The organism is Stutzerimonas sp. LR2, from assembly GCF_055755175.1.
The window spans coordinates 322335-348824 of sequence record NZ_JBVTRR010000004.1 but is presented as its reverse complement, the minus strand read 5'-3'; the positions used below and the strand labels follow the sequence as shown (position 1 = coordinate 348824).

The window sequence follows — 26490 nt, the reverse complement described above, 5'->3', positions numbered from 1 at the left end:
GATTTGCAGTATCCAGAACAAATCCAAGAAGGAGATAGCAATGGCTGAAGCAAAAGTATTGAGCGGTGCGGGGCTGCGCGGACAGATCGCCGGGCAGACCGCCCTGTGCACCGTCGGCAAGACCGGCGCCGGTCTGACCTACCGTGGCTATGACGTACGCGACCTGGCGGCTGAGTGCGACTTCGAAGAAGTGGCCTATCTGCTGTTCTACGGCGAGCTGCCCACCACTGCGCAACTGGCCGACTACAAAAAGCGCCTGAAGACCATGCGCGACCTGCCGCAGCCGCTGAAGGAAGTGCTCGAGCGCATCCCGGCCAGCGCGCATCCGATGGATGTGATGCGCACCGGTTCGTCGGTGCTCGGCACCCTTGAGCCCGAACTCAGCTTCGATCAGCAGCGCGACGTGGCCGAGCGCCTGATGGCGGCCTTCCCGGCCATCATGTGTTACTGGTACCGCTTCACCCATGACGGTGTGCGCATCGACTGCACCAGCGACGAAGACACCCTGGGTGGTCATTTCCTCGCGCTGCTGCACGGCAAGAAGCCGAGCGACCTGCACGTCAAGGTGATGAACGTCTCGCTGATCCTCTACGCCGAGCACGAGTTCAACGCCTCGACCTTCACCGCCCGTGTCTGCGCTTCGACGCTGTCCGACCTGTATTCCTGCGTGACCGGTGCCATCGGTTCGCTGCGCGGCCCGCTGCATGGCGGCGCCAACGAAGCGGCGATGGACATGATCGAGCAGTGGAAGAGCCCGGAAGAAGCCCGCGAAGCGATCCTCGGCATGCTCGAACGCAAGGACAAGATCATGGGCTTCGGCCACGCGATCTACAGCGTCTCCGACCCGCGCAACGAGGTAATCAAGGTCTGGGCCAAGAAGCTCGCTGACGAAGTGGGCGATACCGTGCTCTACCCGGTCTCGGTGGCCGTCGACGAAACCATGTGGGAGCAGAAGAAGCTCTTCCCCAACGCCGACTTCTACCATGCCTCCGCTTATCACTTCATGGGCATTCCCACCAAGCTGTTCACGCCGATCTTCGTCTGCTCGCGCGTTACCGGCTGGGCGTCCCATGTGTTCGAACAACGCAGCAACAACCGGATCATTCGGCCGAGTGCCGAGTACATCGGTCCGGAACAGCGCAAGGTAGTACCGATCGCCCAGCGCTGATCGGGATGGGGAGCCCGCCGTGCGGGTTCCTCCAGGCCTTGCCCCTCGGAACATTACTGGATTGAGTTCTTCCGGCATGAATACAGAACACCGCAAACCGCTGCCAGGCACCGGGCTTGACTACTTCGACACCCGCGAGGCGATTGAAGCCATTCAGCCGGGCGCCTATGACAAGCTGCCCTATACCTCCCGCGTGCTGGCCGAGCAGCTGGTGCGCCGCTGCGAACCGGCAGCGCTGACCGATTCGCTCAAGCAGATCATTGAGCGCAAGCGCGATCTGGACTTTCCCTGGTATCCGGCGCGCGTGGTCTGCCATGACATCCTCGGCCAGACCGCGCTGGTCGATCTCGCCGGCCTGCGTGACGCGATCGCGGAGCAGGGCGGCGACCCGGCCAAGGTCAACCCGGTGGTGCCGACCCAACTGATCGTCGACCATTCGCTGGCCGTCGAGTACGCCGGCTTCGATCCGGACGCCTTCGAGAAGAACCGTGCCGTCGAGGAGCGCCGCAACGAGGATCGTTTCCACTTCATCGAGTGGACCAAGACGGCGTTCAAAAACGTCGACGTGATCCCCGCCGGCAACGGCATCATGCACCAGATCAACCTGGAGAAGATGTCCCCGGTGATCCAGGCCCGCGGCGGCGTAGCCTTCCCGGACACCTGCGTGGGCACCGATTCACACACGCCGCACGTCGATGCACTGGGCGTCATCGCCATCGGCGTCGGCGGCCTGGAGGCAGAGACCGTGATGCTCGGCCTGCCTTCGATGATGCGCCTGCCCGACATCGTCGGGGTCAAGCTCACCGGCAAGCGTCAGCCAGGCATCACCGCCACCGATATCGTTCTCGCGCTGACCGAGTTCCTGCGCAAGGAACGTGTCGTCGGAGCCTGGGTGGAGTTCTTCGGCGAGGGCGCCGACAGTCTGTCCATCGGTGACCGCGCCACCATTTCCAACATGTGCCCGGAGTACGGCGCCACCGCCGCGATGTTCTACATCGACCAGCAGACCATCGAGTACCTCAAACTGACCGGCCGCGAACCGGAGCAGGTTGCCCTGGTCGAGCAGTACGCCAAGGAAACCGGCCTGTGGGCGACAGCTCTGGAAGGCGCCGAGTACGAGCGCGTGCTCGAATTCGACCTGTCCAGCGTGGTGCGCAACATGGCCGGCCCGAGCAACCCGCACAAGCGTCTGCCGACGTCGGCACTGCACGAGCGTGGCATCGCCGACGAGGCCAAGCTGGCCGCCGCACGTGCCGAGGAGGCCGAAGGCCTGTTGCCGGATGGCGCGGTGATCATCGCCGCCATCACCAGCTGCACCAATACCTCCAACCCGCGCAACGTGGTCGCGGCGGGCCTGCTGGCCAAAAAGGCCAACGAACTGGGGCTGGTACGCAAGCCCTGGGTGAAGACGTCGTTTGCGCCGGGCTCGAAGGTGGCCAAGCTGTACCTGGAAGAGGCGGGCCTGCTGCCGGAACTGGAGAAGCTTGGCTTCGGCATCGTCGCCTATGCGTGCACGACCTGTAACGGCATGTCCGGTGCGCTGGACCCGAAGATCCAGCAGGAAATCATCGACCGTGACCTGTATGCCACGGCAGTGCTGTCCGGCAACCGCAACTTTGACGGACGCATCCACCCGTACGCCAAGCAGGCCTTCCTGGCCTCGCCGCCGTTGGTGGTGGCCTACGCCATCGCCGGCACCGTGCGCTTCGACATCGAACAGGACGTGCTGGGCACCGACAAGAACGGCCATCCGGTCACTCTGAAGGACCTCTGGCCATCCGACGAGGAGATCGACGCCATCGTCGCCGCCTCGGTCAAGCCGGAGCAGTTCAAGCAGGTCTACATCCCGATGTTCGACCTGGGCAGCATCGAGGAGGCAAAGAGTCCGTTGTACGACTGGCGCCCGATGTCTACCTACATTCGCCGGCCGCCGTACTGGGAAGGCGCGCTGGCTGGCGAGCGTACCCTCAAGGGCATGCGACCGCTGGCGATCCTGCCGGACAACATCACCACCGATCACCTGTCGCCATCCAATGCCATCCTGCCGGATTCGGCGGCGGGCGAGTACCTGGCCAAAATGGGCCTGCCGGAGGAGGACTTCAATTCCTACGCAACCCATCGCGGCGATCACTTGACCGCACAGCGCGCCACCTTCGCCAACCCGCAGCTGGTCAACGAAATGGCCGTGGTCGATGGCAAGGTGCAGAAGGGCTCGCTGGCCCGTGTCGAGCCGGAAGGCCAGGTCATGCGCATGTGGGAAGCCATCGAAACCTACATGAATCGCAAGCAGAACCTGATCATCGTCGCCGGTGCCGACTATGGCCAGGGCAGCTCGCGTGACTGGGCGGCCAAGGGCGTGCGTCTGGCCGGCGTGGAAGTGATCGTCGCCGAAGGCTTCGAGCGCATCCACCGTACCAACCTGGTGGGTATGGGCGTGCTGCCGGTCGAGTTCAAGCCGGGCACCACCCGCCTGACCCTCGGCCTTGACGGCACCGAAACCTACGACATCGAAGGCGAACTGTCGCCGCGTTGCGATCTGACCTTGGTCGTGCATCGCAAGAATGGGGAAGAGACCCGCGTGCCGGTCACGTGCCGCCTCGACACCGCGGCCGAGGTCAGCGTCTACCAGGCCGGTGGCGTACTGCAGCGCTTCGCCAAGGATTTCCTCGGCCAGGCCTGAGGCACGCCAGTTCCGCACATGCTCTGTGGTTCGTTCGCAGAGCGTGTGCGCAGCGGCGACATTTCATTCCTGCGCGACCGTCCGGTGGCGCAGCTTCATGAGGACCAGATTCCCATGGCTCATTTTCCCCAGATCAGGATTCCTGCCACCTACATGCGTGGCGGCACCAGCAAGGGCGTGTTCTTCCGTCTGCAGGATCTCCCGCAGAGCTGCCAGGTGCCGGGTGCTGCGCGCGACAAGCTGTTCATGCGCGTGATCGGCAGCCCTGACCCGTACTCGGCGCACATCGATGGCATGGGCGGCGCCACATCGAGCACCAGCAAATGCGTCATTCTGTCGAAGAGCAGTCGCCCCGATCACGACGTCGAGTACCTCTATGGCCAGGTGTCGATCGACAAGCCCTTCGTCGACTGGAGCGGTAACTGCGGCAACCTCTCTACCGGCGCCGGTGCCTTCGCGCTGCACGCAGGGCTGGTGGACGCCTCGCGTATCCCGGACAACGGCACCTGCGTAGTGCGGATCTGGCAGGCCAACATCGGCAAAACCATCATCGCCCATGTGCCGGTAGCCAACGGGCAGGTACAGGAAACCGGCGACTTCGAGCTGGACGGTGTGACCTTTCCGGCTGCGGAAATCGTACTGGAATTCCTCGATCCGTCCGATGATGGCGAGGAGGGCGGCTCGATGTTTCCTACCGGCAACCTGGTCGACGACCTGGAGGTGCCCGGTATCGGCACGCTCAAGGCAACCATGATCAGTGCGGGCATCCCGACAGTATTTGTCAATGCCGAGGACATCGGCTATCAGGGCACGGAGTTGCGTGAGGACATCAACGGCAATCCGGAGGCGCTGGCTCGTCTGGAGTCGATTCGTGTGGCCGGTGCGCTGCGGATGGGCTTGATCAAGACCGCGGAGGAGGCGTTGACCCGCCAGCACACGCCGAAGGTTGCGTTCGTTTCCCGGCCTAAAAGCTATCGTGCGTCGTCCGGCAAGAACATCGAGGCGGGCGAGGTCGATCTGCTCGTCCGCGCACTGTCCATGGGCAAGCTGCACCACGCCATGATGGGTACCTGTGCGGTGGCCATCGGCACGGCGGCGGCGGTGCCCGGTACGCTGGTCAATCTCGCCGCGGGTGGTGGTGAGCGTCAGGCCGTGCGCTTCGGGCATCCGTCCGGCACGTTGCGCGTCGGTGCCGAGGCGAAGCAGATAGACGGCCAGTGGACCGTGACCAAAGCCATCATGAGCCGCAGCGCGCGGGTGCTGATGGAAGGCTGGGTGCGGGTCCCCGGTGATTCCTTCTAAGGCTGGTACACGACCAGGTCGAGTGGGTCCTGCGCAGATTTTTCTTGCGCCTTGAACGCAAAAAGTCCGCACCAAGCGGACTTTTTGTTGTCTAGCGAAGCGGCGGTTATTTGAGTCGACGCTCGACGCCTTTCTCCACCAGGATCTTGGCCGAGATTTCCTCGACCGAAAAATGCGTGGAGTTGATGAAGTTGATGTTCTCGCGGCGGAACAGGTTTTCCACTTCGCGCACTTCGAATTCGCATTGGGCGAAACTGGCGTAGCGGCTGTTGGGCTTGCGTTCGTTGCGGATGGCAGCCAGGCGGTCCGGGTCGATGGTGAGACCGAACAGCTTGTCCTTGTACTCCTTGAGGGCACTGGGCAGCTGCAGGCGCTCCATGTCGTCCTCGGTGAGCGGGTAGTTGGCGGCGCGGATGCCGTACTGCATCGCCATGTACAGGCAGGTTGGCGTCTTGCCGCAGCGGGAAACGCCAACCAGGATCAGGTCCGCCTTGTCGTAGTAGCGGGTGCGCGCACCATCGTCGTTGTCGAGGGCGAAATTGACTGCCTCGATACGCTCCATGTAGTTGGTGTTGTGGCTGATCGAGTGGGATTTGCCCACGGAATAGGAGGAACGTGACATCAGCTCATGTTCCAGCGGAGCAAGGAACGAAGAGAAGATATCGATCATGAAGCCATTGGATTCGGCCAGAATGTCACGGATTTCCTGGTTAACCAGCGTGTCGAAGATGATCGGCCGGCCACCGTCCTTTTCCGCGGCATTATTGATTTGCTGTACCATGGCCCGCGCTTTTTCCGCGGTGTCGATGTACGGGCGCGTCAGTTTCGTGAAAGTGATGTTCTCGAACTGTGCCAGAAGACTCTGGCCCAGGGTTTCCGCGGTGATGCCTGTGCCGTCCGAAATGAAGAAAGCAGTTCGTTTCATGTGCCTTGGGCCTTAAGTCGAGAACGGTTCCCAGCTATAGTAGGCCCTTCGCCGAGCCCGGTTGGCGGGCATTGTTACTTATTTTGCAGGGTCGGGCCACAGTCGTGCGGCCCGGCTCCGGTTGAGTTTCCAACACTAATGTGGAGAGATCACCTTGGTAGAGTACGTAGTTTCCCTCGATAAGCTCGGCAATCATGACGTTGAGCGTGTAGGGGGCAAGAACGCCTCCCTGGGCGAGATGATCAGCAACCTCGCCGGTGCCGGCGTTTCCGTACCGGGCGGTTTCGCCACGACGGCTCAGGCCTATCGCGACTTCCTCGAACTCAGCGGTCTGAACGATCAGATCCACGCTCTGCTCGATGCCCTCGATGTGGATGACGTCAACGCCCTGGCCAAGGCCGGCGCGCAGATCCGCCAGTGGGTCATGGACGCCGAGTTCCCGCCGCAGCTCGATGCCGACATTCGCAAGGCCTTCGCCGAAATGTCCGGCGGCAACGACAACATGGCCGTCGCGGTCCGCTCCTCGGCCACCGCCGAAGACCTGCCGGATGCGTCCTTCGCCGGCCAGCAGGAAACGTTCCTCAACATCCGAGGCGTGGACAACGTGATCCGCGCGGCCAAGGAAGTGTTCGCTTCCCTGTTCAACGACCGTGCCATCGCCTACCGCGTGCACCAGGGCTTCGACCACAAGCTGGTCGCCCTGTCTGCCGGTGTACAGCGCATGGTCCGCTCGGAAACCGGCACCGCTGGTGTGATGTTCACCCTCGACACCGAATCGGGCTTCCGTGATGTGGTCTTCATCACCGGCGCCTACGGCCTTGGCGAAACCGTCGTGCAGGGCGCGGTCAACCCGGACGAGTTCTACGTTCACAAGCAGACTCTGGAAGCCGGTCGCCCGGCTATCCTGCGCCGCAACCTGGGCAGCAAGGCGATCAAAATGGTCTATGGCGACGAAGCCAAGGCCGGCAAGTCGGTCAAGACTGTCGACGTCGATGCGGCCGACCGTGCGCGCTTCTGCCTGACCGATGAAGAGGTCACCAACCTCGCCAAGCAGGCGATGATCATCGAGAAGCACTACGGCCGCCCGATGGACATCGAATGGGCCAAGGACGGTGACGACGGCAAGCTGTACATCGTCCAGGCCCGTCCGGAAACCGTGAAGAGCCGCAGCAGCGCCAACGTGATGGAGCGTTACCTGCTGAAGGAGAAGGGCACCGTACTGGTCGAGGGTCGTGCCATCGGCCAGCGCATCGGCGCAGGCCCGGTCAAGGTCATCCACGACGTGAGCGAGATGGACAAGGTCCAGCCGGGCGACGTGCTGGTCTCCGACATGACCGATCCGGATTGGGAACCGGTGATGAAGCGCGCCAGCGCCATCGTCACCAACCGCGGCGGGCGTACCTGTCACGCAGCGATCATCGCCCGTGAGCTGGGTATTCCGGCAGTAGTTGGCTGCGGCAATGCCACCGAAGTCCTCAAGGATGGCCAGCGCGTTACTGTCTCCTGTGCGGAAGGCGATACCGGCCTGATCTTCGATGGCGAACTGGGCTTCGACATTCGCCAGAACTCCATCGACGCCATGCCGGAGCTGCCGTTCAAGATCATGATGAACGTCGGCAACCCGGATCGCGCCTTCGACTTCGCCCACCTGCCGAACGAAGGCGTCGGCCTGGCCCGCCTCGAGTTCATCATCAACCGCATGATCGGCGTGCACCCCAAGGCGCTGCTGAATTTCGAAGGCCTGCCGGCCGACGTGAAGAGCAGCGTCGAGAAGCGCATCGCTGGTTACGACGACCCGGTCAACTTCTATGTCGAGAAACTGGTCGAGGGCGTCAGCACCCTGGCAGCGGCGTTCTGGCCCAAGAAGGTCATCGTGCGCCTGTCGGACTTCAAGTCCAACGAGTACGCCAACCTGATCGGCGGCAAGCTGTACGAGCCGGAAGAAGAGAACCCGATGCTGGGCTTCCGCGGAGCCTCGCGCTATATCAGCGACTCGTTCCGCGACTGCTTCGAGCTTGAATGCCGCGCGATGAAGAAGGTCCGCGACGTCATGGGGCTGACCAACGTCGAGCTGATGGTGCCGTTCGTGCGCACACTGGGCGAAGCATCCCAGGTTGTCGATCTGCTGGCGAAGTACGGGCTCAAGCGTGGCGAGAATGGCCTGCGGGTCATCATGATGTGCGAGCTGCCGTCCAACGCTCTGCTGGCTGACGAGTTCCTCGAGTTCTTCGATGGTTTCTCCATCGGTTCCAACGACATGACTCAGCTGACTCTGGGCCTGGATCGCGACTCCGGCATCATTGCCCACCTGTTCGACGAGCGTAATCCGGCGGTGAAGAAGCTGCTCGCCAATGCCATCCAGGCGTGCAACAAGGCTGGCAAGTACATCGGTATCTGCGGTCAGGGCCCGTCGGATCATCCGGATCTGGCCAAGTGGCTGATGGAGCAGGGCATCGAGAGCGTGTCGCTGAACCCGGATTCCGTGCTGGACACCTGGTTCTTCCTGGCTGATCGCCAGATCTGACCGTTGCGGTAGATCGAAAACGGGGCGTCAGCCCCGTTTTCATTTGCGCCGAAAATCCCTGTCCGTTCCGCCATTGGCCGCTTGCGGCTAATATGTCGCGCCAGATGGTTCTAAGGTCGTTATTCCTAGCAGAAGGAGCTTTCCATGCAATACGTCACGCCTGATCTGTGCGACGCCTATCCTGACCTGGTGCAGGTCGTCGAACCGCTGTTCAGCAATTTCGGCGGTCGCGATTCCTTCGGCGGGGAGATCGTGACCATCAAGTGCTTCGAGGACAACTCGCTGGTCAAGGACCAGGTTGACGTCGATGGTACCGGCAAGGTGATGGTCGTCGACGGTGGTGGCTCGCTGCGCCGTGCGCTGCTGGGCGACATGCTTGCCGAGAAAGCGGCACGCAACGGTTGGGAAGGTCTGATCATTTACGGCTGCGTACGTGACGTCGACGTGCTCGCTCAGACCGAGCTGGGCGTACAGGCCCTGGCCAGCCACCCGATGAAGACCGACAAGCGTGGAATTGGCGATCTCAACGTCCCGGTGACCTTTTGCGGCGTGACGTTCCGTCCGGGCGAGTACGTGTATGCCGATAACAACGGCATCATTGTGTCGCCAGAGCCGCTGTCGATGCCCCAGTAATCCGCTGCACTGGCGGGCATGCCCGTCATCTGTTCCGAGCCCGGCTTCGCCGGGCTTTTCATGAGTGACGACGGTACATCGATGCGGGAATCTCATAGCGAGCAAAACGGTCTGATCCACGCGTTTGTTCTGGATGGCAGCGGCGGTGCCCGACAGATCGGCTATCAGGCCCTGCCGACCTTGCAACTGCAGGCGCATGAAAGCCTCTGGTTGCACTGGGATCGCAGCCAACCCCAGGCGCAGCAATGGTTGCGCAGGCAGAGCGGACTCAGTGCGTTTGCCTGCGATGTGCTGCTGGAAGAGAACACGCGGCCCCGCATGCTGGCCTTGCCTCAGGAGGAGCTGCTGCTTTTCCTGCGCGGCGTCAATCTGAACCCCGATGCGGAACCGGAAGACATGGTGTCCGTGCGGGTGTTCGCCGATCGGCAACGCGTCATTTCCCTTCGGCTGCGGCCATTGCGATCTACGGAAGTGGTCATACAGCTGCTGTCGGAGGGAAGAGGGCCGAAGACCGCGTCTGAGCTGCTGATCTATCTCGCCGAGGCGATGACCGACCGCGTCGATGACCTCGTCATGCAGCTTTCCGAGCGGATCGATAAGGAAGAAGAAGCGCTTGAGGCGAACGAGCGCTACACCCCCGAGCACGATTCGATGCTCTCCTTGCGTCGGCAGGCGGCTGGCCTGCGCCGGTTCCTGCTGCCCCAGCGGGAGCTCTACGGGCAGCTGACGCGCAACGGACTGAGCTGGTTCGTCGATGACGATACCGAGTATTGGAACGAGCTCAGCAACCGCCTGACCCGTTACCTCGAAGAGCTCGAAATGGTCCGGGAGCGGATCAATCTCGTGCTGGAGTCTGAACACCGCAGGCTGAGCGAGCGGATGAACCGGACCATGTATCTGCTTGCTATCATTACGGGCTTTTTTCTGCCGCTCAGCTTTCTCACCGGGTTGCTCGGAATCAACGTCGGGGGTATCCCAGGTGCCGACTTCCCGTACGGGTTCGCCGTAGCCTGCGTACTGATCGGCAGTATCGCCTTGCTGCAGTGGTGGATGCTTCGCCGTTTGCGTTGGCTATGAATGTGACTCCCACCCGGTCGTAGGCCGTCTAGGCGACATACTTTTGCGAGGTTTGCATGCGCGATCCCTTCGAAGAATCCCTGCGCGACCTGCTCAACAAGCCGTCCGTCCATGACGACGATGCTTGTCTGGGGCGCGTTCTGAAAACGGCCAACCGTCAGGTAGGGGCTGGCGATCTGTTCGCGCTGATCGGCCACTGGCTGCAAGCACTGATGATGGCCGCCAACAGCGGCAAAGGTCATCTCGCTCCCGTCTCTCGTCGAGGCACCTCCCACCGTTCGTTCGATAAGGCTGATTGATCATGGAATTCGATCCCTGGACCCAAAGTCTGCTGGCGGCGATGAGTTCGCTCTGGGCATCTGTCGCGGCCTTCATTCCCCGCCTTTTCGGCGCACTGGTCGTGGTGCTGCTCGGTTTCGTGGTGGCCAAGCTCCTGGACACGCTGCTTTCCAAGGTTCTCGCCAAATTGGGGCTGGATCGCCTGATGGCCGGAACCGGCCTCACCAAGTTGCTGGGACGGGCGGGCATACGCATTCCGGTATCGGCCTTGATCGGCAAGGTGGTGTACTGGTTCGTCCTCCTGATTTTCTTGGTTTCGGCTGCGGAATCGCTCGGACTGGAGCGGGTATCGGCGACCCTGGACATGCTTGCGCTCTACGTGCCGAAAGTATTCGGTGCGGCGTTGATTCTGCTGGCTGGCGTGCTGCTCGCACAGGTGCTCAGTGGTCTCGTTCGCGGCGCTGCGGAAAGCGTGGGGCTGGACTACGCCAACGGCCTGGCCCGGATTGCACAGGGTCTGGTGATCATCATCAGCATCTCGGTGGCTATTGGTCAGCTGGAGGTCAAGACCGAACTGCTGAACTACGTCATCGCCATCGTGCTGATCACCTTTGGCCTTGCGGTGGCGCTGGCGTTCGGTCTCGGTAGCCGCGAACTGGTCGGCCAGATCCTGGCAGGTATATATGTTCGCGAGCTGTACGAAGTGGGCCAGCGTGTGCGCCTGGCAGACATCGAAGGGCAGATCGAGGAGATCGGGACGGTCAAGACATTGCTGCTGACCGATGACGGCGAGCTGGCTTCGGTTGCCAACAAAGTGCTGCTCGAGCAGCGCGTCGGCAGCCGCTAGCCATCCGATTCTGGTAAAGTACGTCGCCTTTTTTCCGGTTTCCATGAATGGCGGCCGTGACTTTGATTGCCGGCTCGAAGCGTCTTGACTAAAACCCCATCGTCCATATCGCGCTACGACCCTCGCCAGCTCACCGATGAAGAGCTGGTGCAGCATGCGCATGTCGAGCTGTTTCATATTACGCGGGCCTATGAAGAACTCATGCGCCGATATCAGCGCACGCTGTTCAATGTATGTGCCCGCTATTTGGGAAACGAGCGAGACGCCGACGATGTCTGTCAGGAAGTAATGCTCAAGGTTCTATATGGCCTGAAGAACTTTGAAGGTAAGTCCAAGTTCAAGACCTGGCTATATAGCATCACTTATAATGAGTGCATCACCCAATATCGCAAAGAGCGCCGCAAGCGACGCCTGCTCGATGCGCTGAGCCTGGATCCGCTCGAGGAAGCCTCAGACGAAAAGGCGCCAAAGATCGAAGAGAAGGCCGGTCTCGACCGATGGCTCGTACATGTGAATCCAATCGATCGCGAGATATTGGTGTTGCGTTTTGTTGCTGAACTCGAGTTCCAGGAAATTGCCGATATCATGCACATGGGTTTAAGCGCGACGAAGATGCGATACAAGCGCGCGCTCGACAAGCTGCGAGAAAAATTTTCGGACACCGCTGAAACTTAATCCCGGAAACTTGTCTTATACCTTGCGAACAGCTTGGGCATACAGACAGCCGGTTTCCTTAGATTGTTCTGATTCTAACCACCAGATGGGGATTTACGGATGAAACTTAAAAACACCTTAGGCGTCGTTATCGGTTCGATGGTTGCCGCCACTTCTCTTAGCGCGCTGGCCCAAGGACAGGGTGCCGTAGAGGTGGAAGCGTTCGGCAAGCACTACTTCACCGATAGCTCGCGTGACGTACAGCGTGACGGCGAGCTCTACGGTGCTGGCGTCAGCTACTTCCTTACCGACGATGTTTCGCTGGGTCTTTCCTATGGCGAGTATCACGACCTGACCTCCAAGGATCCGGTTGGCGCCGATGGCAGCCACAAGAACATCAAGGGCAGCCTGACTTCCCTTGACGCCGCGTACCACTTCGGTGCTCCGGGTGTTGGTCTGCGTCCGTACGTTTCCGCTGGCGTTGCGCACCAGAGCATCGGCCAAGCCGATCGTGGTGGTCGTGACCGCAGCACCTTCGCCAACGTGGGTACTGGCGTGAAGTACTACTTCACCGAGAACTTCTTCGCCAAGGCGAGCGTTGACGGCATGTACAACATCGATGCCGACGAAGCCGAGTGGATGGCTGGCGTTGGTGTCGGCCTGAACTTCGGTGGCGGCGCCCGTCAGGTCGCAGCCGTTGAGCCGACTCCGGAACCGGCTCCGGCTCCGATCGTCGACACCGAGCCGGAACCGGCTCCGGAAGTCGTGCGTGTCGAACTGGACGTCAAGTTCGATTTCGACAAGTCGCGCGTCCGCGAAGAAAGCTACAGCGACATCAAGAACCTCGCTGACTTCATGCAGCAGTACCCGCAGACCACCACCGTGGTTGAAGGTCACACCGACTCCGTTGGTACCGACCAATACAACCAGCGTCTGTCCGAGCGTCGCGCCGAAGCTGTGCGCAACGTGCTGGTCAACGAGTACGGTGTTCAGGGTAATCGTGTGAACTCCGTTGGCTACGGCGAGTCCCGCCCGGTCGCTGACAACTCCACCGAGGAAGGTCGTCAGATCAACCGTCGTGTAGAGGCCGAGGTAGAAGCTCAGGTTCAGTAATGCTGAACTGAGGCCTTCAAGCTCGAAAAGCCCGGCATAGACCGGGCTTTTCTTTGCCTGCAGCAAACGTTGCCGGGGCTTCCGCCACAGCGGTGCGCTGGTGATTCCCCGGTGGGTTAGGCGGCGCACACGACTGCGCCCGGATCAGCGTCAATCGGATTCCGAAGAAATCACTGGGCATAAAAAACCCCGCCGGAGCGGGGTTTTTTATTGCCTTACGCAGTCATCAGACTTCGACGACCTTGATCTTGGCCTTTTCCGCAGCGTCACGGAACTCGGCGATCTGGTCGAAGGACAGGTAGCGATAGATGTCGGCAGCCATGCTGTCGATGTTCTTCGCGTATTCCATGTACTCTGCGACAGTCGGCAGCTTGCCGATGATGGATGCGACTGCAGCCAGCTCGGCCGATGCCAGGTAGACGTTGGTTGCGTCGCCCAGACGGTTCGGGAAGTTACGGGTCGAAGTGGAGACCACGGTCGAACCGGTCTGTACGCGCGCCTGGTTACCCATGCACAGCGAGCAGCCCGGCATTTCCATGCGCGCACCGGCCTTGCCGTAGATGCCGTAGTAGCCTTCCTCGGTCAGCTGGTGAGCGTCCATCTTGGTCGGCGGAGCCAGCCACAGACGGGTCGGGATGCCGCCCTTGACCTTGTCCAGTAGCTTACCGGCAGCGCGGAAGTGACCGATGTTGGTCATGCAGGAACCGATGAAGACTTCGTCGATCTTCTCGCCGGCAACGGTGGACAGCAGGCGGGCATCGTCCGGGTCGTTCGGTGCGCAAAGCACGGGCTCTTTCACTTCGGACAGGTCGATCTCGATCACGGCCGCGTATTCGGCGTCCTTGTCGGCTTCCAGCAGCTGCGGGTTGGCCAGCCAGGCTTCCATCGCGCGAGCGCGACGCTCCAGAGTGCGGGCATCGCCGTAGCCTTCGCTGATCATCCAGCGCAGCATGGTGATGTTCGACTTCAGGTACTCGGCGATCGACTCTTCCGGCAGCTTGATGGTGCAACCGGCAGCCGAACGCTCGGCGGAGGCGTCGGACAGCTCGAACGCCTGCTCGACGGTCAGCTGGTTCAGACCTTCGATCTCGAGGATGCGGCCGGAGAAGATGTTCTTCTTGCCTTTCTTCTCGACGGTCAGCAGGCCTTGCTGAATGGCGTAGTAGGGAATCGCATGAACCAGGTCGCGCAGGGTGATGCCAGGCTGCATCTGACCCTTGAAGCGCACCAGTACCGACTCCGGCATGTCCAGCGGCATGACGCCAGTGGCGGCGGCGAAGGCGACTAGGCCAGAACCCGCCGGGAAGGAGATACCGATCGGGAAGCGGGTGTGCGAGTCGCCGCCAGTGCCGACGGTGTCCGGCAGCAGCATGCGGTTCAGCCAGCTGTGGATGATGCCGTCGCCTGGACGCAGGGACACACCGCCGCGGGTCATGATGAAGTCCGGCAGGGTGTGGTGGGTGTTGACGTCGATCGGCTTCGGATAGGCCGCGGTGTGGCAGAACGACTGCATGACCAGGTCAGCGGAGAAGCCCAGGCAAGCCAGGTCCTTCAGCTCGTCGCGGGTCATCGGGCCAGTGGTGTCCTGGGAGCCCACGGTAGTCATCTTCGGCTCGCAGTAGGTGCCCGGGCGCACGCCCTGGCCTTCCGGCAGACCGCAGGCGCGACCGACCATCTTCTGTGCCAGGGTGAAGCCTTTGCCGCTGTCCGCCGGAGCTTCCGGCTTCTTGAACAGGGTGGACGGCGCCAGGCCCAGCTCGGCACGCGCCTTCTCGGTGAGGCCGCGGCCAATGATCAGCGGAATGCGGCCGCCGGCACGGACTTCGTCCAGCAGGACTTCGGTCTTCAGCTCGAAGGTGGTGATGACTTCTTCGGTACCGTGCTTGCAGACCTTGCCAGCGTAGGGATAGACGTCGATCACGTCGCCCATGGCCAGGTTGCTGCAGTCGAACTCGATCGGCAGGGCGCCGGCGTCTTCCATGGTGTTGTAGAAGATCGGGGCGATCTTGGTGCCGAAGCAGAAGCCGCCAGCGCGCTTGTTCGGAACGAAGGGGATGTCGTCGCCGAAGAACCACAGCACCGAGTTGGTGGCGGACTTGCGCGAAGAACCGGTACCGACCACGTCACCGACATAGGCAACCGGGAAGCCTTTGGCTTTCAGCTCTTCCATCTGCTTGATCGGACCGACGGAACCGGGTACGTCCGGGTTGATGCCGTCGCGAGCCATTTTCAGCATGGCCAGAGCGTGCAGCGGGATATCCGGGCGCGACCAGGCATCCGGAGCCGGCGACAGGTCGTCGGTGTTGGTTTCGCCAGTGACCTTGAAGACGGACAGGGTGATCTTTTCGGCAACCGCCGGGCGGTTGGTGAACCACTCGCCTTCGGCCCAGGACTGCATGACGGCCTTGGCGTGCTGGTTGCCGGCCTTGGCCTTCTCGGCGACGTCATGGAAGGCGTCGAACATCAGCAGGGTGTGCTTCAGTTGCTCGGCGGCGACTGCGCCCAGTTCCGCGCTGTCCAGCAGCTCGACCAGGGTGGCGATGTTGTAGCCGCCCTGCATGGTGCCCAGCAGTTCGACGGCACGCTGCTTGCTCAGCAGCGGAGAGGAGGTTTCGCCCTTGGCCAGGGCGGACAGGAAGCCGGCCTTGACGTAGGCAGCCTCGTCGACGCCCGCGGGGACGCGGTTGGTGATCAGGTCAACGAGGAATGCTTCTTCGCCCGCTGGCGGGTTCTTCAGCAGTTCGATCAGGCCGGCGGTCTGTTCGGCGTTCAGCGGCTGGGGCACAACGCCCTGGGCGGCACGCTCTTCTACGTGTTTGCGATAGGCTTCAAGCACAGTTTTTACCCTCATCATTGGTCCCTTGGGTGTTTCGGGACGCGCATCCGGAAGCTGTTTTCAAAGTTTTACGCTGGCGGACGAGGCCGGATGAGCAGGGAACAGGCAGCTCTGCGCATCCGGCACGTTGCCGGGTCAAACTGTGCTCGTGACGCTTTGAAAACAGCTTCGTGCGGACTATGGCGCCAAAAACGGCGGGCTGAGTCTAGCGGAAATGGCTCACGAAGTTAAGTCGAGCGCGGCTGGCCGCTGGGGTGCGAGTCGTGTCTGGCGCGCTTCTCCGGACAAGCTCGGGGCCGCCAATCACAGGGCTCGCGGAGGGATTCGGCCGATCCGCATGCAAAGCCGGGTGACCCCGGTTGGACAAAAGTCTAAGATGCGCGGCCGGCCATCAAACCTGTTCTGCCATGTCCAGCCAGCGCATCAAAACCCCATGCATAGGTCTCTGCTCGACTGTCTACGGTGACGTCGTATGCCGCGGCTGCAAGCGCTTTCACCACGAGGTGGTGAACTGGAACGCCTATGACGATATGGAAAAGCGTGCGGTATGGCGGCGGCTGGAAACCCTATTGGCTCAGGTCATGGCGGCCAAACTCGAGGTGTTCGACCCGCAGTTGCTTCGCCAGCAGTTGGAGGCCCGACAGATCCGTTTCGTCCCGGAGCAATCGCCCTATTGCTGGGCATATCAATTGATAGCTCGCGGCGCTCGGGTCATTCAGCAGCTCGAGGCCTATGGCGTCGTCCTGCTTCCGGAATTTCGCGAGTGGCCGCTACCGGAGCTGCGCGACGCGGTCGACCGGGAATTCTTTCTGCTGTCCGAAGCCCACTACGAGCGTTACATCGCGCCGCGCTTCCTGCGTGAAGGCATGGATCTGCGCATCTGAGAACGAAAGCCCGCTGCAGGGCTTTCGTTTCTACGGTCTCAATGGCGGACCAGATCTTCGAGGTGGTCGATGACGTCGTCCGGCTTGAGTACCAGCACGTCGCTTTCCAGCGTATCGAGCACCACTTCGGCGGTATTGCCCATCAGCGCGCCGGAGAAGCCCGTGCGTGCCACTGTGCCGATGACCGTGACGACGGCCTTGAGCTGATGACAGACCCTGGGGATCAGCGCATCGGCCGGACCCTCCTCGACGTGCAGCTGTGCGTCCGGAATATCGAACTCCTCCTGGAAGCGCTTGCAGGCCTCGCGATAACGCGCCTCGATGGTTTCTTTCAACTGGAACGCCGGGTCGGCCGCGGACAGCATGGCGGAAGGGTGCGCGCTGATCACATGCAGCTTGCCGTCAGCCAGGTTGGCGATCTCGTAGCCGTGGTTGACGATGGTGGCGTGGAGCGTACGGTGCTCGAGATCGGCATTGCCCACATCCACCGCAGCGAGGATGTTGCCACCGGTCCATGGGTTGTCGGTTTTCACCATCAGCACCGGGCAGGGGCAATAGCGCAGCAGCTTCCAGTCTTCCGGCGTAAGCAGGGCGCGCTTGAGCGGGTTGTCCGGCACGTGTTGCTTGACGACCAGACCACAGCCCTCGGCCTGCTGGGCAGCGATGATGGTCTGGTGCAGACTTTCGTGCCATGCCTGTTGTGTGGTGACCTGATGCCCCTCGCTTTCCAGCTGCGCACGCAGATTCGCTAGATGCCCGCTGTGATCGTGCTTGGCATCACAGGCCAACAGGTGCAGACGCGACTGGCTGACGGTCGAGATCAGGCGTGCTCGTTTCAAGGCCAGCTCTTGTGGCTGGTTCGGATCAATTACCACGAGGATGCAGCGAATGGCTTGCATGATCGGCTCCATTTCCTGATGCGGGTTGGTCAACTATAGACAAGCCTGCGACGCCAGTTGTGATGCATATCAAGGAAGACTGGCTGCCCCGCGCGGCATTCGTATAATGCCCGCCCGTTGCGGCGCGGTACCACGCGGCGAAACACTATTTTGTTCCTGAATATGCAAGGTTCGACATGCTGCCTGATCTGAACGACTTCCTCGCCTGCGCCACTCCCGCTGCCTGGGTGGACGCTGCCTTGCAGAACCAGGACGTGATGCTGATCGACCACGGCAACTGCGAGAAAAAGGCGGCGGGGTCGGCGTTCCAATTGATGTTCCGCTATGTCGACAAACCCGACCTGCAGAACAAGATGTCGCGTCTGGCGCGGGAGGAGCTGCGTCATTTCGAGCAGGTGCTGGCGATCATCCGTCGCCGCGAGATCGAGTTGCGCAATGTTGGCTCGTCTCGCTATGCCGCAGGGTTGCGCGAGCTCGTGCGCAACCACGAACCCTATCGGTTAACCGACACGCTGGTGATCGGCGCCTTTATCGAGGCGCGCTCCTGTGAGCGCTTCGCCATGCTCGTGCCGCACTTGGACGAGGAGCTGGGCAAGTTCTATCACGGGCTGCTCAAGTCGGAAGCGCGGCACTTCCAGGATTACCTCAGGCTGGCTTATCTGTATGGCGACGCCGCCGATGTGGACGCCACCATCGTTCGGGTGCGCGAGCGGGAAAGGGAACTGATCGAAAGCCCGGACAGCGAGTTCCGGTTTCACAGCGGCGTGCCGGCGGCAGCCTAGCTCAGGGCGAATGGCGCCTGGTGGTAGCCGTTTTCATCCACCTGCAATGCCCACCCCTGTCGATCCCAGTCGCCCAGCACGATCCGCTTGGCGGGTTGGCCATCTACCTCGAGGTCATGTGTCGCCGGTCGATGGGTATGGCCGTGGATCAGCGTGCGTACGCGATGCTCGGCCAGCACGCCGGGTATCAGCTCCGGGGTGACGTCGATGATGTCGCTGGCTTTCATGCGCGTCTGGGTACGGCTTTCGTTGCGTAGCTTACGGGCCAGTTTCCGGCGAGTGGCGAGTGGGAGGTTGCGCAGAACGAACAGGCTGAGGGGGTTGCGCAGCAACCGGCGTAGCCGCATGTAGCCCTCATCACGGGTGCACAGGCTGTCGCCGTGCATCAGCAGTACCGGCTCGCCGCAGAGCTGGACCACGCTCGGATCAGCCAGCAGCTTGCAGCCGGCCTTGTGGCAGAAGGTCTGGCCGAGCATGAAGTCGCGGTTGCCGTGCATCAGATAGATTCTGATGCCGCGCTCGCTCAGCGCACGCAGGGCGCCGGCAATCGACTCCTGGAACGGTGTCATGGCGTCGTCGCCAATCCAGACCTCGAAGAAGTCACCGAGAATGTACAGGGCTTCAGCCTGGGTAGCGCGCGTCGCGAGAAAATGCAGGAACGCCCGGGTGATATCCGGGCGTTCCTCTTCCAGATGCAGATCTGAGATCAGCAGGATCACTCGCGATTACTCGACGATCTCGGCCTTCTCGATCACCACGTCCTCCACCGGGACGTCCTGATGGCCGGACTTCATGGTGGTTGCCACAGCTTTGATCTTCTCGACCACATCCATGCCTTCGGTCACCTCGCCGAACACGGCATAGCCCCAGCCCTGAACGGTTGGCGCGCTGTGATCAAGGAAGTCGTTGTCCTTCACGTTGATGAAGAACTGCGCGGATGCCGAATGCGGCTCCATGGTGCGCGCCATCGCCAGAGTGCCGGTTTTGTTCGACAGGCCGTTGTTGGCCTCGTTCTTGATCGGCGCGCGGGTAGCCTTCTGCTTCATGCCCGGCTCGAAACCGCCACCCTGGATCATGAAATTGCTGATCACGCGGTGGAAGATGGTGCCGTCGTAGTGGCCGCTCTTCACGTATTCCTTGAAGTTGGCAGTGGTTTCCGGAGCCTTGTCTTCGAACAGATTGACGGTGATGACGCCGTAGTTGGTGTGCAGTTTGATCATCGTGAGGGGTTCCGTTTCGTTGGTGCGGGCGTGCCGCTGCAAGGGTCGTCGTACCGAGTGCCGCCAGTCGCTGATCGTAGCGCCGCCTGAGCGCATTGCTCTGTCAGGGGGTTGACGGGTCCGCTATGATAGGCGCTTTGAATTGGTCGGCCTACCCTGAGAGGGTACTTGCAAACTATTGCACTCGGCATGCGGCGTTGAAACCTGCCTCGCCATCGCTCACTACTTTGTAAACCTCTCTAAGCCGCATACTCGCTGATCGTTAAGGACACCATGAGCAAGCCCGAGACTCCCGCCGCTAGCAACTTTCTCCGTCCGATCGTCCAGGCTGACCTGGACTCCGGCAAGCATGCCAAGATCATCACCCGTTTCCCCCCGGAGCCCAACGGTTATCTGCACATCGGGCACGCCAAGTCGATTTGCCTGAACTTTGGCCTGGCGAAGGAGTTCGGTGGTGAGTGCAACCTGCGTTTCGATGACACCAACCCGGCCAAGGAGGACCAGGAGTACATCGACGCGATCAAGAGCGACGTACAGTGGCTTGGCTTCCAGTGGGCTGGCGAAGAGCGTTATGCCTCCGATTACTTCGATCAGCTGCATGACTGGGCCGTACATCTGATCAAGGCCGGCAAGGCGTATGTCTGCGACCTGACACCCGAGCAGGCTCGAGAATACCGCGGCAGCCTGACCGAACCGGGCACGAACAGCCCGTTCCGCGAGCGTTCGGTGGAAGAGAATCTCGACCTGTTCGCCCGCATGAAGGCCGGCGAGTTCCCGGATGGCGCCCGTGCGCTGCGGGCGAAGATCGATATGGCGTCGCCGAATATGAACCTGCGCGACCCGATCCTCTACCGCATTCGCCATGCGCACCATCACCAGACCGGCGACAAGTGGTGCATCTATCCGAGCTACGACTTCACTCACGGTCAGTCGGATGCCATCGAGGGCATCACGCATTCCATCTGCACGTTGGAATTCGAGGACCATCGTCCGTTGTACGAGTGGTTTCTGGCCAACCTGCCTGTACCGGCCCAGCCTCGCCAGTACGAGTTCGCCCGTCTCAACCTGAACTACACCATCACCAGCAAGCGCAAGCTCAAGCAGCTGGTCGATGAGAAGCATGTGAGTGGTTGGGACGACCCGCGCATGTCGACGCTCTCCGGCTTCCGGCGCCGCGGCTATACCCCAGCCTCGATCCGCAACTTCTGCGACATGATCGGCGTGAACCGCGCGGGCGGTGTTGTCGACATCGGCATGCTGGAGTTCGCGATTCGCGAAGACCTGGACGCCAACGCCGCGCGTGCCATGTGCGTGCTCAAGCCGCTCAAGGTGGTCATCACCAACTACCCGCAGGATCAGGTCGAGAATCTCGAGCTGCCACGCCATCCCAAGCAGGACATGGGAGTGCGGGTGCTGCCGTTCAGCCGCGAGATCTATATCGATGCGGGCGACTTCGAGGAAGTCCCGCCAGCGGGCTTCAAACGGCTGGTTCCCGGCGGGGAGGTGCGCCTGCGCGGCAGCTACGTGATCCGTGCGGACGAGGCCATCAAGGATGACCAGGGCAATATCGTCGAGCTGCGCTGCTCGTATGACGAAAACACCTTGGGCAAGAATCCCGAGGGCCGAAAAGTCAAAGGCGTGATCCACTGGGTGCCAGCTGCCGAAAGCGTCGAATGCGAGGTGCGCCTGTACGATCGTCTGTTCCGTTCCGCCAATCCGGAGAAGGACGAGGAGGGCGGCAGCTTCCTGGACAATATCAATCCCGAGTCGCTCGTCGTGCTCAAGGGGTGCCGCGCCGAGCCGTCGCTGGCCAATGCGGCTCCTGAAGAGCGCTTCCAGTTCGAGCGCGAAGGGTATTTCTGTGCCGACATGAAGGACAGCAAGCCCGGCGCTCCCGTGTTCAATCGCACCGTCACGCTGCGTGACTCCTGGGGTCAATGATGACGCTGGCGATCTACAACACCCTGAGCAAGGCCAAGGAGCCGTTCCGCCCCCTGGAAGGCAACAAGGTGCGCATGTACGTCTGCGGGATGACGGTCTACGACTTCTGCCATATCGGTCATGCGCGGGTGATGGTGGCGTTCGACGTGGTCACCCGCTGGCTGCGCCACCGTGGCTACGATGTCACCTACGTGCGCAACATCACTGACATCGACGACAAGATCATTCGCCGAGCCAGCGAGAACGGCGAGCCGTTCCAGGCGCTAGTCGAACGCATGATTGCGGCCATGCATGAAGATGAGACCCGCCTCAACGTGTTGCGTCCGGACGTCGAGCCTCGCGCCACCGACCATATCGCCGGCATGCATACGATGATCCAGACACTCATCGACAAGGGCTTCGCCTATGCGCCGGGCAACGGGGACGTCTACTACCGGGTCGGCAAGTTCGTCGGTTATGGCAAATTGTCGCGTCGCAAGATCGAAGACCTGAAGATCGGTGCTCGTATCGAAGTGGACGAAGCCAAGGAAGATCCGCTGGACTTCGTATTGTGGAAGGGCGCCAAGCCGGGCGAGCCGAGCTGGGATTCGCCGTGGGGGCCTGGGCGTCCCGGTTGGCATATCGAGTGTTCGGTGATGTCCACCTGCTGCCTGGGCGAGACGTTCGACATCCATGGTGGCGGCCCGGACCTGGTGTTTCCGCACCACGAGAACGAGATCGCACAGAGCGAGGCAGCCACCGGCAAGCTTTACGCGAACGCCTGGATGCACGCCGGTGCGGTGCGTGTCGATGGCGAGAAGATGTCCAAGAGCCTGGGCAATTTCTTCACCATCCGCGAAGTGCTGGAGAAGTATCACCCGGAGGTGGTGCGCTACCTGCTGGTATCCAGCCACTACCGCAGCCCGATCAACTACTCCGAAGACAGTTTGCGTGAAGCCAAGAGCGCTCTGGAGCGTTTCTACAACGGCCTCAAAGGCTTGCCGGAGGCCCAGCCTGCTGGCGGCGATGAGTTTGTTGCGCGCTTCGCTGCGGCGATGGATGACGACTTCAACTCGCCGGAAGCCTGCGCGGTGCTGTTCGAGATGATTCGTGAGGTGAACCGCCTGCGTGAGTCTGATCTGACTGCCGCGGCGGCGCTGGCTGCGCGTCTCAAGGAGCTGGCGGGCGTATTGGGCGTGCTGCAGCTTGAGCCTGGAGCCTTCCTGCAAGCGGGTGCGGCGGGGAAGGTCGATGCAGCTGAGGTCGAAGCGCTGATCGCTGCGCGACTGGCGGCCAGAGCGGAAAAGAACTGGGGCGAATCCGATCGCATCCGAGATCAGCTCACCGCGATGGGGGTGGTGCTGGAGGATGGCAAAGGCGGGACAACCTGGCGTCTAGCCGAATAGTCGAATACAAACAAGAACGGCGCCCAAGGGCGCCGTTCTTGTTTGCGTCGTTCCCGATCAGTCGTGCAAATGTTCTGCAGCGTACAGGGTATTTTCCAGCAGGCAGGCACGGGTCATCGGGCCCACGCCGCCCGGGACCGGAGTGATCCACGCCGCGCGTTCGCTGGCAGGCTCGAACTCGACATCGCCGAGCAAGCGGCCGTCGGCCTGGCGGTTGATGCCGACGTCGATGACGATTGCGCCGGGCTTGATCCACTCGCCCTTGACCAGCCCAGTGATGCCGGTGGCGACCACTACCAGGTCGGCACGCTGTACATGCTCGGCCAGATTGCGTGTGAAGCGGTGAGTCACGGTAGTGGTGCAGCCGGCGAGCAGCAGCTCCAGCGCCATTGGCCGGCCGACGATATTGGAGGCGCCCACGACTACGGCGTCCAGACCGTGCAGGTCGACCCCTGTGCTTTCCAGCAGCGTCATGATCCCCTTTGGGGTGCAAGGGCGCAGCAGCGGCATACGTTGGGCCAGGCGGCCAACGTTGTAGGGGTGGAATCCATCCACGTCCTTGTCCGGACGAATGCGCTCGAGCAGTTGCGACGCATCGAGGTGCTTTGGCAGCGGCAGCTGCACCAGGATGCCGTCAATGGAGGCGTCGTCGTTCAGCTGATCGATCAGAGCCAGCAGGTCCTCCTGGCGGGTATCGCTCGGCAGGTCATGGGCAACGGAGTTGAAACCGACTTCTTCGCAATCCTTGCGCTTGTGCGCCACATATACCTGGGAGGCCGGGTCGCTGCCCACGAGAATCACGGCGAGGCCGGGCGCGCGGAGCCCTTGGGCACGGCGCTCGGCAACACGACCAGAAATCTGTTGGCGAATATTGGCAGCAATCGTTTTACCGTCGATCAGTTTTGCGGTCATGACGCTTGATTAACCATTGGAGAGGACGAGGAAAGGGCGCGTATTCTCGCATGCCATGGTCATACGGCAAAGGCGAACCGGCTAACGGCGGCTGTAACTCCTTTATCTAACTGAAATTTTTTTGAATTTGCTGTTGACGACTGTTTGGAGCCTCTATAACATTCGCCCCGCTTGTCGAGCACAGCCTGCTGCTGGGTAAGATGGCTTAGAAGAATTAGCTTCTTCAACGGCCGGAGCTTCAAGTCTGCGCTCCGAACAGAATGCAGATAAAAGCGCCCGTAGCTCAGCTGGATAGAGCATCCGCCTTCTAAGCGGATGGTCGCAGGTTCGAGTCCTGCCGGGTGCGCCATTTCGGGCTCTGGCACAAGCAAAGCGTAATATGGTGGGCGTAGCTCAGTTGGTAGAGCACAGGATTGTGGCTCCTGGTGTCGAGGGTTCGATCCCCTTCGTCCACCCCATATTCCAGAGAACGCCAGGCGCTGCCTGGCGTTTTCGTTTAAGCCCGCTTGGCGGACGTGGTGAAATTGGTAGACACACCAGATTTAGGTTCTGGCGCCGCAAGGTGTGAGAGTTCGAGTCTCTCCGTCCGCACCATGTAACAAGCTGAAAGCCCCGGATTCCGGGGCTTTCGCGTTTCTGGCGATGTGATTTCTGTTACCCGATGAAGCCGTTGACTGAAACGGCAAAACGTCCTGCTGGATTTTGCGCTCCGCCTGGAGCGACTCTCCGGCTCTCATCCTTGATGACCGCAGCTTCATCCCTCTGAACGTTCCGATGTGTGGCGCTCGACGTTGTTCACCACCGAAATTCATCCTATGATCCATACGTAGGATGAATTTGGAGGTGGCGAATGACGTTGCAGCATGCGGAACGCTTATCGCTGGTGGAGCGCGTCATCGACCAGCTGCGCACGCAAATCACTGCCGGCTCATGGGAGTGCGGTGAGCGTATTCCTACCGAGCCCCAGCTCAGCGACATGCTCGGCGTGGGCAGAAATACCGTTCGTGAGGCGGTGCGCGCGCTGGTGCACACTGGGCTGCTGGAGGTTCGCCAGGGTGCCGGTACGTTCGTTCGGTCAAACCGGGACCCTTCGGAGTTGCTCGAAAGCCTGGACCATGCCGCGCTGCACGATCAGCTGGAAGTCCGTCGGGCTCTGGAGGTCGAAGCGGCGCGACTCGCCGCGTCACGTCGAACCGATGACGACCTGAAAGCGATCAGCGATGCGCTTGGCGCCAGAGGAAGCTGGACTGACGCGGCCTCGCTTGAGGCATTCGTCCACCGCGATGCGCAGTTTCATTTAAGCATTGTCCGGGCCAGTCACAACGCGGCACTGGTTGAGATGTACCGGTTCTTCTGGGCTGGCCTACAGAACACCATCGCCAGGACGGAAGCGGAGAAGCATCTCCCTGAGCCTACCTATCAGGCCCACGCGGCCGTCTATGAGGCCATTGTGCGTGGCTGCCCGGAGCAGGCCGCCATCGCAGCCAGCGAGCTGCTGACTCCGGCGCTACAGGCCCTTTCTTTGACAACAAAAAAAGCAACGAACAAACCGGAGTAGCCATAGACATGGATCATTCGATCGCCACTTGGGCAATCCTGCTCGCCGCTGCTTTCCTGGGTGGTGGGCTGAATGCCATCGCCGGAGGCGGTAGCTTTTTCACGTTCCCGGCCCTGGTTTATGCAGGCGTGCCGCCTGTTGCAGCAAATGCTTCGGGGACCTTTGCGCTGTTGCCGGGATACTTCGCAAGCACCTGGGGCTATCGGGAGGATCTCAAGGCTCCGGCCACGCTGAGCATGCGTTCGCTTCTCGCCATCAGCCTGGGTGGGGGTGCATTCGGCGCGGCACTTCTGCTAACGACGCCGGATGACGTGTTTCGCGCCATCGTGCCCTGGCTGCTTCTGGTTGCCACTTTGCTTTTCGCGCTCGGGCCATGGTTGCTGCGCACGTTCAAGCGCACTGCCGGCTCCGGCGAGGCCGATACCTGGGTGCAGGCCTGCGCGATCGCTGCGGTGAGTGTTTATGGTGGCTACTTCAACGGCGGACTGGGCATTGTCCTGCTGGCTGCGTTCAGCCTGCTCGGCCATAGCAACATCAACGCGATGCAGGGACTCAAGAACCTTGTGTCATCGGTATTGACCGCAATCGCAGTGTCGGTTTACGCCTTTGGAGGCGCCATATTCTGGCGTGAAGCGCTGGTAATAATGCTGGCTGCGACAGTCGGAGGGTATGTCATGGCTCGTGTCGGACGACGCCTGCCGGCAACGCTGGTGCGCGCGGTGGTAATCGTGACCGGATCGATCATGACGATACTGTTCTTCCGGAGCTGATGAGCTATGCCGCCCGTAAGGCTCGAACGGGCCAGCAGGTGCGATTCGCAAGCGCCCTGCGGCTTGCAGGTTGTGTGAGAGGCAGGGTGACTTATGCTGGT

Annotated in this window: 22 protein-coding genes and 3 tRNA genes; 19 read left to right on the top strand and 6 right to left on the bottom strand. The window is 61.4% G+C overall.

Annotation, left to right across the window (positions count from 1 at the left end; translation table 11 throughout):
• Window positions 1–40: 40 nt before the first annotated feature.
• From prpC to prpF, 3 genes are all read left to right on the top strand, one after another.
• Window positions 41–1168, top strand: a complete 1128-nt coding sequence (prpC, locus tag ACVRRC_RS16020; RefSeq protein ID WP_011913175.1) for a bifunctional 2-methylcitrate synthase/citrate synthase — start codon at window positions 41–43, stop codon at window positions 1166–1168.
• A gap of 76 nt (window positions 1169–1244) precedes the next feature.
• On the top strand, window positions 1245–3848 hold the full coding sequence (acnD, locus tag ACVRRC_RS16015; protein ID WP_014596647.1) for a Fe/S-dependent 2-methylisocitrate dehydratase AcnD: 2604 nt from the start codon (window positions 1245–1247) through the stop codon (window positions 3846–3848).
• A gap of 114 nt (window positions 3849–3962) precedes the next feature.
• The gene (gene prpF, locus ACVRRC_RS16010; protein WP_043942320.1) at window positions 3963–5150 is read left to right on the top strand and encodes a 2-methylaconitate cis-trans isomerase PrpF; all 1188 of its coding nucleotides are present in this window, start codon (window positions 3963–3965) and stop codon (window positions 5148–5150) included.
• A gap of 106 nt (window positions 5151–5256) precedes the next feature.
• Here prpF and ppsR read toward each other — a convergent pair whose 3' ends face one another.
• Complete coding sequence (gene ppsR / locus ACVRRC_RS16005) at window positions 5257–6075, bottom strand: posphoenolpyruvate synthetase regulatory kinase/phosphorylase PpsR (RefSeq protein ID WP_011913178.1); 819 nt, start codon at window positions 6073–6075, stop codon at window positions 5257–5259.
• A gap of 154 nt (window positions 6076–6229) precedes the next feature.
• Here ppsR and ppsA point away from each other — a divergent pair, with 154 nt between their 5' ends.
• The 7 genes from ppsA to ACVRRC_RS15970 all read left to right on the top strand — a co-directional run bounded on the left by ppsA (window position 6230) and on the right by ACVRRC_RS15970 (window position 13202).
• Window positions 6230–8599: a phosphoenolpyruvate synthase gene (ppsA, locus tag ACVRRC_RS16000; RefSeq protein ID WP_020306355.1), complete on the top strand. Its 2370-nt coding sequence runs from the start codon at window positions 6230–6232 to the stop codon at window positions 8597–8599.
• 144 nt (window positions 8600–8743) lie between these two features.
• Window positions 8744–9232 carry a ribonuclease E activity regulator RraA gene (gene rraA / locus ACVRRC_RS15995; RefSeq protein WP_011913180.1) on the top strand — a complete coding sequence of 163 codons (489 nt, stop codon included), beginning with the start codon at window positions 8744–8746 and terminating at the stop codon, window positions 9230–9232.
• Between the two features lie 81 nt (window positions 9233–9313).
• Window positions 9314–10309: a zinc transporter ZntB gene (locus tag ACVRRC_RS15990; RefSeq protein ID WP_020306356.1), complete on the top strand. Its 996-nt coding sequence runs from the start codon at window positions 9314–9316 to the stop codon at window positions 10307–10309.
• A 56-nt stretch (window positions 10310–10365) separates the two neighbouring features.
• Complete coding sequence (locus ACVRRC_RS15985) at window positions 10366–10608, top strand: hypothetical protein (RefSeq protein ID WP_013982738.1); 243 nt, start codon at window positions 10366–10368, stop codon at window positions 10606–10608.
• Between the two features lie 2 nt (window positions 10609–10610).
• On the top strand, window positions 10611–11435 hold the full coding sequence (locus ACVRRC_RS15980; RefSeq protein WP_017245061.1) for a mechanosensitive ion channel family protein: 825 nt from the start codon (window positions 10611–10613) through the stop codon (window positions 11433–11435).
• An 84-nt stretch (window positions 11436–11519) separates the two neighbouring features.
• On the top strand, window positions 11520–12110 hold the full coding sequence (sigX, locus tag ACVRRC_RS15975; RefSeq protein WP_017245062.1) for an RNA polymerase sigma factor SigX: 591 nt from the start codon (window positions 11520–11522) through the stop codon (window positions 12108–12110).
• Between the two features lie 99 nt (window positions 12111–12209).
• Window positions 12210–13202 (top strand): OmpA family protein, encoded by a 993-nt coding sequence (locus ACVRRC_RS15970; protein WP_017245063.1) that lies wholly within the window; start codon window positions 12210–12212, stop codon window positions 13200–13202.
• Between the two features lie 226 nt (window positions 13203–13428).
• Here the strand turns inward: ACVRRC_RS15970 and acnB are convergent, their stop codons facing one another.
• On the bottom strand, window positions 13429–16038 hold the full coding sequence (acnB, locus tag ACVRRC_RS15965) for a bifunctional aconitate hydratase 2/2-methylisocitrate dehydratase (RefSeq protein WP_045159013.1): 2610 nt from the start codon (window positions 16036–16038) through the stop codon (window positions 13429–13431).
• A 407-nt stretch (window positions 16039–16445) separates the two neighbouring features.
• Between acnB and ACVRRC_RS15960 the strand changes: the two genes are divergently transcribed.
• Window positions 16446–16922 carry a DUF1289 domain-containing protein gene (locus ACVRRC_RS15960; RefSeq protein WP_013982744.1) on the top strand — a complete coding sequence of 159 codons (477 nt, stop codon included), beginning with the start codon at window positions 16446–16448 and terminating at the stop codon, window positions 16920–16922.
• 38 nt (window positions 16923–16960) lie between these two features.
• Here ACVRRC_RS15960 and ACVRRC_RS15955 read toward each other — a convergent pair whose 3' ends face one another.
• The gene (locus tag ACVRRC_RS15955) at window positions 16961–17821 is read right to left on the bottom strand and encodes a universal stress protein (RefSeq protein WP_011913188.1); all 861 of its coding nucleotides are present in this window, start codon (window positions 17819–17821) and stop codon (window positions 16961–16963) included.
• A 176-nt stretch (window positions 17822–17997) separates the two neighbouring features.
• Between ACVRRC_RS15955 and ACVRRC_RS15950 the strand changes: the two genes are divergently transcribed.
• A complete protein-coding gene (locus tag ACVRRC_RS15950) occupies window positions 17998–18603 on the top strand; it encodes a MiaE family protein (RefSeq protein ID WP_048329219.1) in 606 nt (201 codons plus the stop codon).
• Here the strand turns inward: ACVRRC_RS15950 and lpxH are convergent.
• Together lpxH and ACVRRC_RS15940 are read right to left on the bottom strand one after the other, a co-directional pair.
• Window positions 18600–19322 (bottom strand): UDP-2,3-diacylglucosamine diphosphatase, encoded by a 723-nt coding sequence (gene lpxH, locus ACVRRC_RS15945; protein ID WP_236450463.1) that lies wholly within the window; start codon window positions 19320–19322, stop codon window positions 18600–18602. The two genes, ACVRRC_RS15950 and lpxH, sit on opposite strands and share 4 nt — an antisense overlap.
• A gap of 6 nt (window positions 19323–19328) precedes the next feature.
• Entirely contained in the window at window positions 19329–19823 is a 495-nt protein-coding gene (locus ACVRRC_RS15940) for a peptidylprolyl isomerase (RefSeq protein WP_013982747.1), read from the bottom strand.
• Window positions 19824–20096: 273 nt separating this feature from the next.
• Between ACVRRC_RS15940 and ACVRRC_RS15935 the strand changes: the two genes are divergently transcribed.
• Together ACVRRC_RS15935 and cysS are read left to right on the top strand one after the other, a co-directional pair.
• Complete coding sequence (locus ACVRRC_RS15935) at window positions 20097–21764, top strand: glutamine--tRNA ligase/YqeY domain fusion protein (protein WP_019406238.1); 1668 nt, start codon at window positions 20097–20099, stop codon at window positions 21762–21764.
• Window positions 21764–23149, top strand: coding sequence for a cysteine--tRNA ligase (cysS, locus tag ACVRRC_RS15930; protein WP_026006545.1), 1386 nt, complete (start codon window positions 21764–21766; stop codon window positions 23147–23149). Before ACVRRC_RS15935 ends, cysS begins: the two co-directional genes overlap by 1 nt.
• Window positions 23150–23206: 57 nt before the next feature.
• Here the strand turns inward: cysS and folD are convergent, their stop codons facing one another.
• The gene (folD, locus tag ACVRRC_RS15925; protein ID WP_045159016.1) at window positions 23207–24061 is read right to left on the bottom strand and encodes a bifunctional methylenetetrahydrofolate dehydrogenase/methenyltetrahydrofolate cyclohydrolase FolD; all 855 of its coding nucleotides are present in this window, start codon (window positions 24059–24061) and stop codon (window positions 23207–23209) included.
• 272 nt (window positions 24062–24333) lie between these two features.
• Here folD and ACVRRC_RS15920 point away from each other — a divergent pair.
• The 5 genes from ACVRRC_RS15920 to ACVRRC_RS15900 all read left to right on the top strand — a co-directional run bounded on the left by ACVRRC_RS15920 (window position 24334) and on the right by ACVRRC_RS15900 (window position 26389).
• Window positions 24334–24410 (top strand) — tRNA-Arg (locus ACVRRC_RS15920).
• A gap of 33 nt (window positions 24411–24443) precedes the next feature.
• Window positions 24444–24519 (top strand) — tRNA-His (locus ACVRRC_RS15915).
• A gap of 51 nt (window positions 24520–24570) precedes the next feature.
• A tRNA-Leu gene (locus ACVRRC_RS15910) sits at window positions 24571–24655 on the top strand.
• 256 nt (window positions 24656–24911) lie between these two features.
• On the top strand, window positions 24912–25619 hold the full coding sequence (locus tag ACVRRC_RS15905) for a FadR/GntR family transcriptional regulator (protein ID WP_013982750.1): 708 nt from the start codon (window positions 24912–24914) through the stop codon (window positions 25617–25619).
• A gap of 8 nt (window positions 25620–25627) precedes the next feature.
• Window positions 25628–26389 carry a sulfite exporter TauE/SafE family protein gene (locus tag ACVRRC_RS15900; RefSeq protein WP_472997223.1) on the top strand — a complete coding sequence of 254 codons (762 nt, stop codon included), beginning with the start codon at window positions 25628–25630 and terminating at the stop codon, window positions 26387–26389.
• Window positions 26390–26490: the final 101 nt, after the last annotated feature.

Coding starts and splice junctions, on each gene's coding strand:
- prpC (WP_011913175.1), top strand. CDS start 41: ATGGCTGAAGCAAAAGTATTGAGCGGTGCGGGGCTGCGCGGACAGATC.
- acnD (WP_014596647.1), top strand. CDS start 1,245: ATGAATACAGAACACCGCAAACCGCTGCCAGGCACCGGGCTTGACTAC.
- prpF (WP_043942320.1), top strand. CDS start 3,963: ATGGCTCATTTTCCCCAGATCAGGATTCCTGCCACCTACATGCGTGGC.
- ppsR (WP_011913178.1), bottom strand. CDS start 6,075: ATGAAACGAACTGCTTTCTTCATTTCGGACGGCACAGGCATCACCGCG.
- rraA (WP_011913180.1), top strand. CDS start 8,744: ATGCAATACGTCACGCCTGATCTGTGCGACGCCTATCCTGACCTGGTG.
- ACVRRC_RS15990 (WP_020306356.1), top strand. CDS start 9,314: ATGCGGGAATCTCATAGCGAGCAAAACGGTCTGATCCACGCGTTTGTT.
- ACVRRC_RS15985 (WP_013982738.1), top strand. CDS start 10,366: ATGCGCGATCCCTTCGAAGAATCCCTGCGCGACCTGCTCAACAAGCCG.
- ACVRRC_RS15980 (WP_017245061.1), top strand. CDS start 10,611: ATGGAATTCGATCCCTGGACCCAAAGTCTGCTGGCGGCGATGAGTTCG.
- ACVRRC_RS15970 (WP_017245063.1), top strand. CDS start 12,210: ATGAAACTTAAAAACACCTTAGGCGTCGTTATCGGTTCGATGGTTGCC.
- ACVRRC_RS15960 (WP_013982744.1), top strand. CDS start 16,446: ATGTCCAGCCAGCGCATCAAAACCCCATGCATAGGTCTCTGCTCGACT.
- ACVRRC_RS15955 (WP_011913188.1), bottom strand. CDS start 17,821: ATGCAAGCCATTCGCTGCATCCTCGTGGTAATTGATCCGAACCAGCCA.
- ACVRRC_RS15950 (WP_048329219.1), top strand. CDS start 17,998: ATGCTGCCTGATCTGAACGACTTCCTCGCCTGCGCCACTCCCGCTGCC.
- ACVRRC_RS15940 (WP_013982747.1), bottom strand. CDS start 19,823: ATGATCAAACTGCACACCAACTACGGCGTCATCACCGTCAATCTGTTC.
- ACVRRC_RS15935 (WP_019406238.1), top strand. CDS start 20,097: ATGAGCAAGCCCGAGACTCCCGCCGCTAGCAACTTTCTCCGTCCGATC.
- cysS (WP_026006545.1), top strand. CDS start 21,764: ATGACGCTGGCGATCTACAACACCCTGAGCAAGGCCAAGGAGCCGTTC.
- folD (WP_045159016.1), bottom strand. CDS start 24,061: ATGACCGCAAAACTGATCGACGGTAAAACGATTGCTGCCAATATTCGC.
- ACVRRC_RS15905 (WP_013982750.1), top strand. CDS start 24,912: ATGACGTTGCAGCATGCGGAACGCTTATCGCTGGTGGAGCGCGTCATC.
- ACVRRC_RS15900 (WP_472997223.1), top strand. CDS start 25,628: ATGGATCATTCGATCGCCACTTGGGCAATCCTGCTCGCCGCTGCTTTC.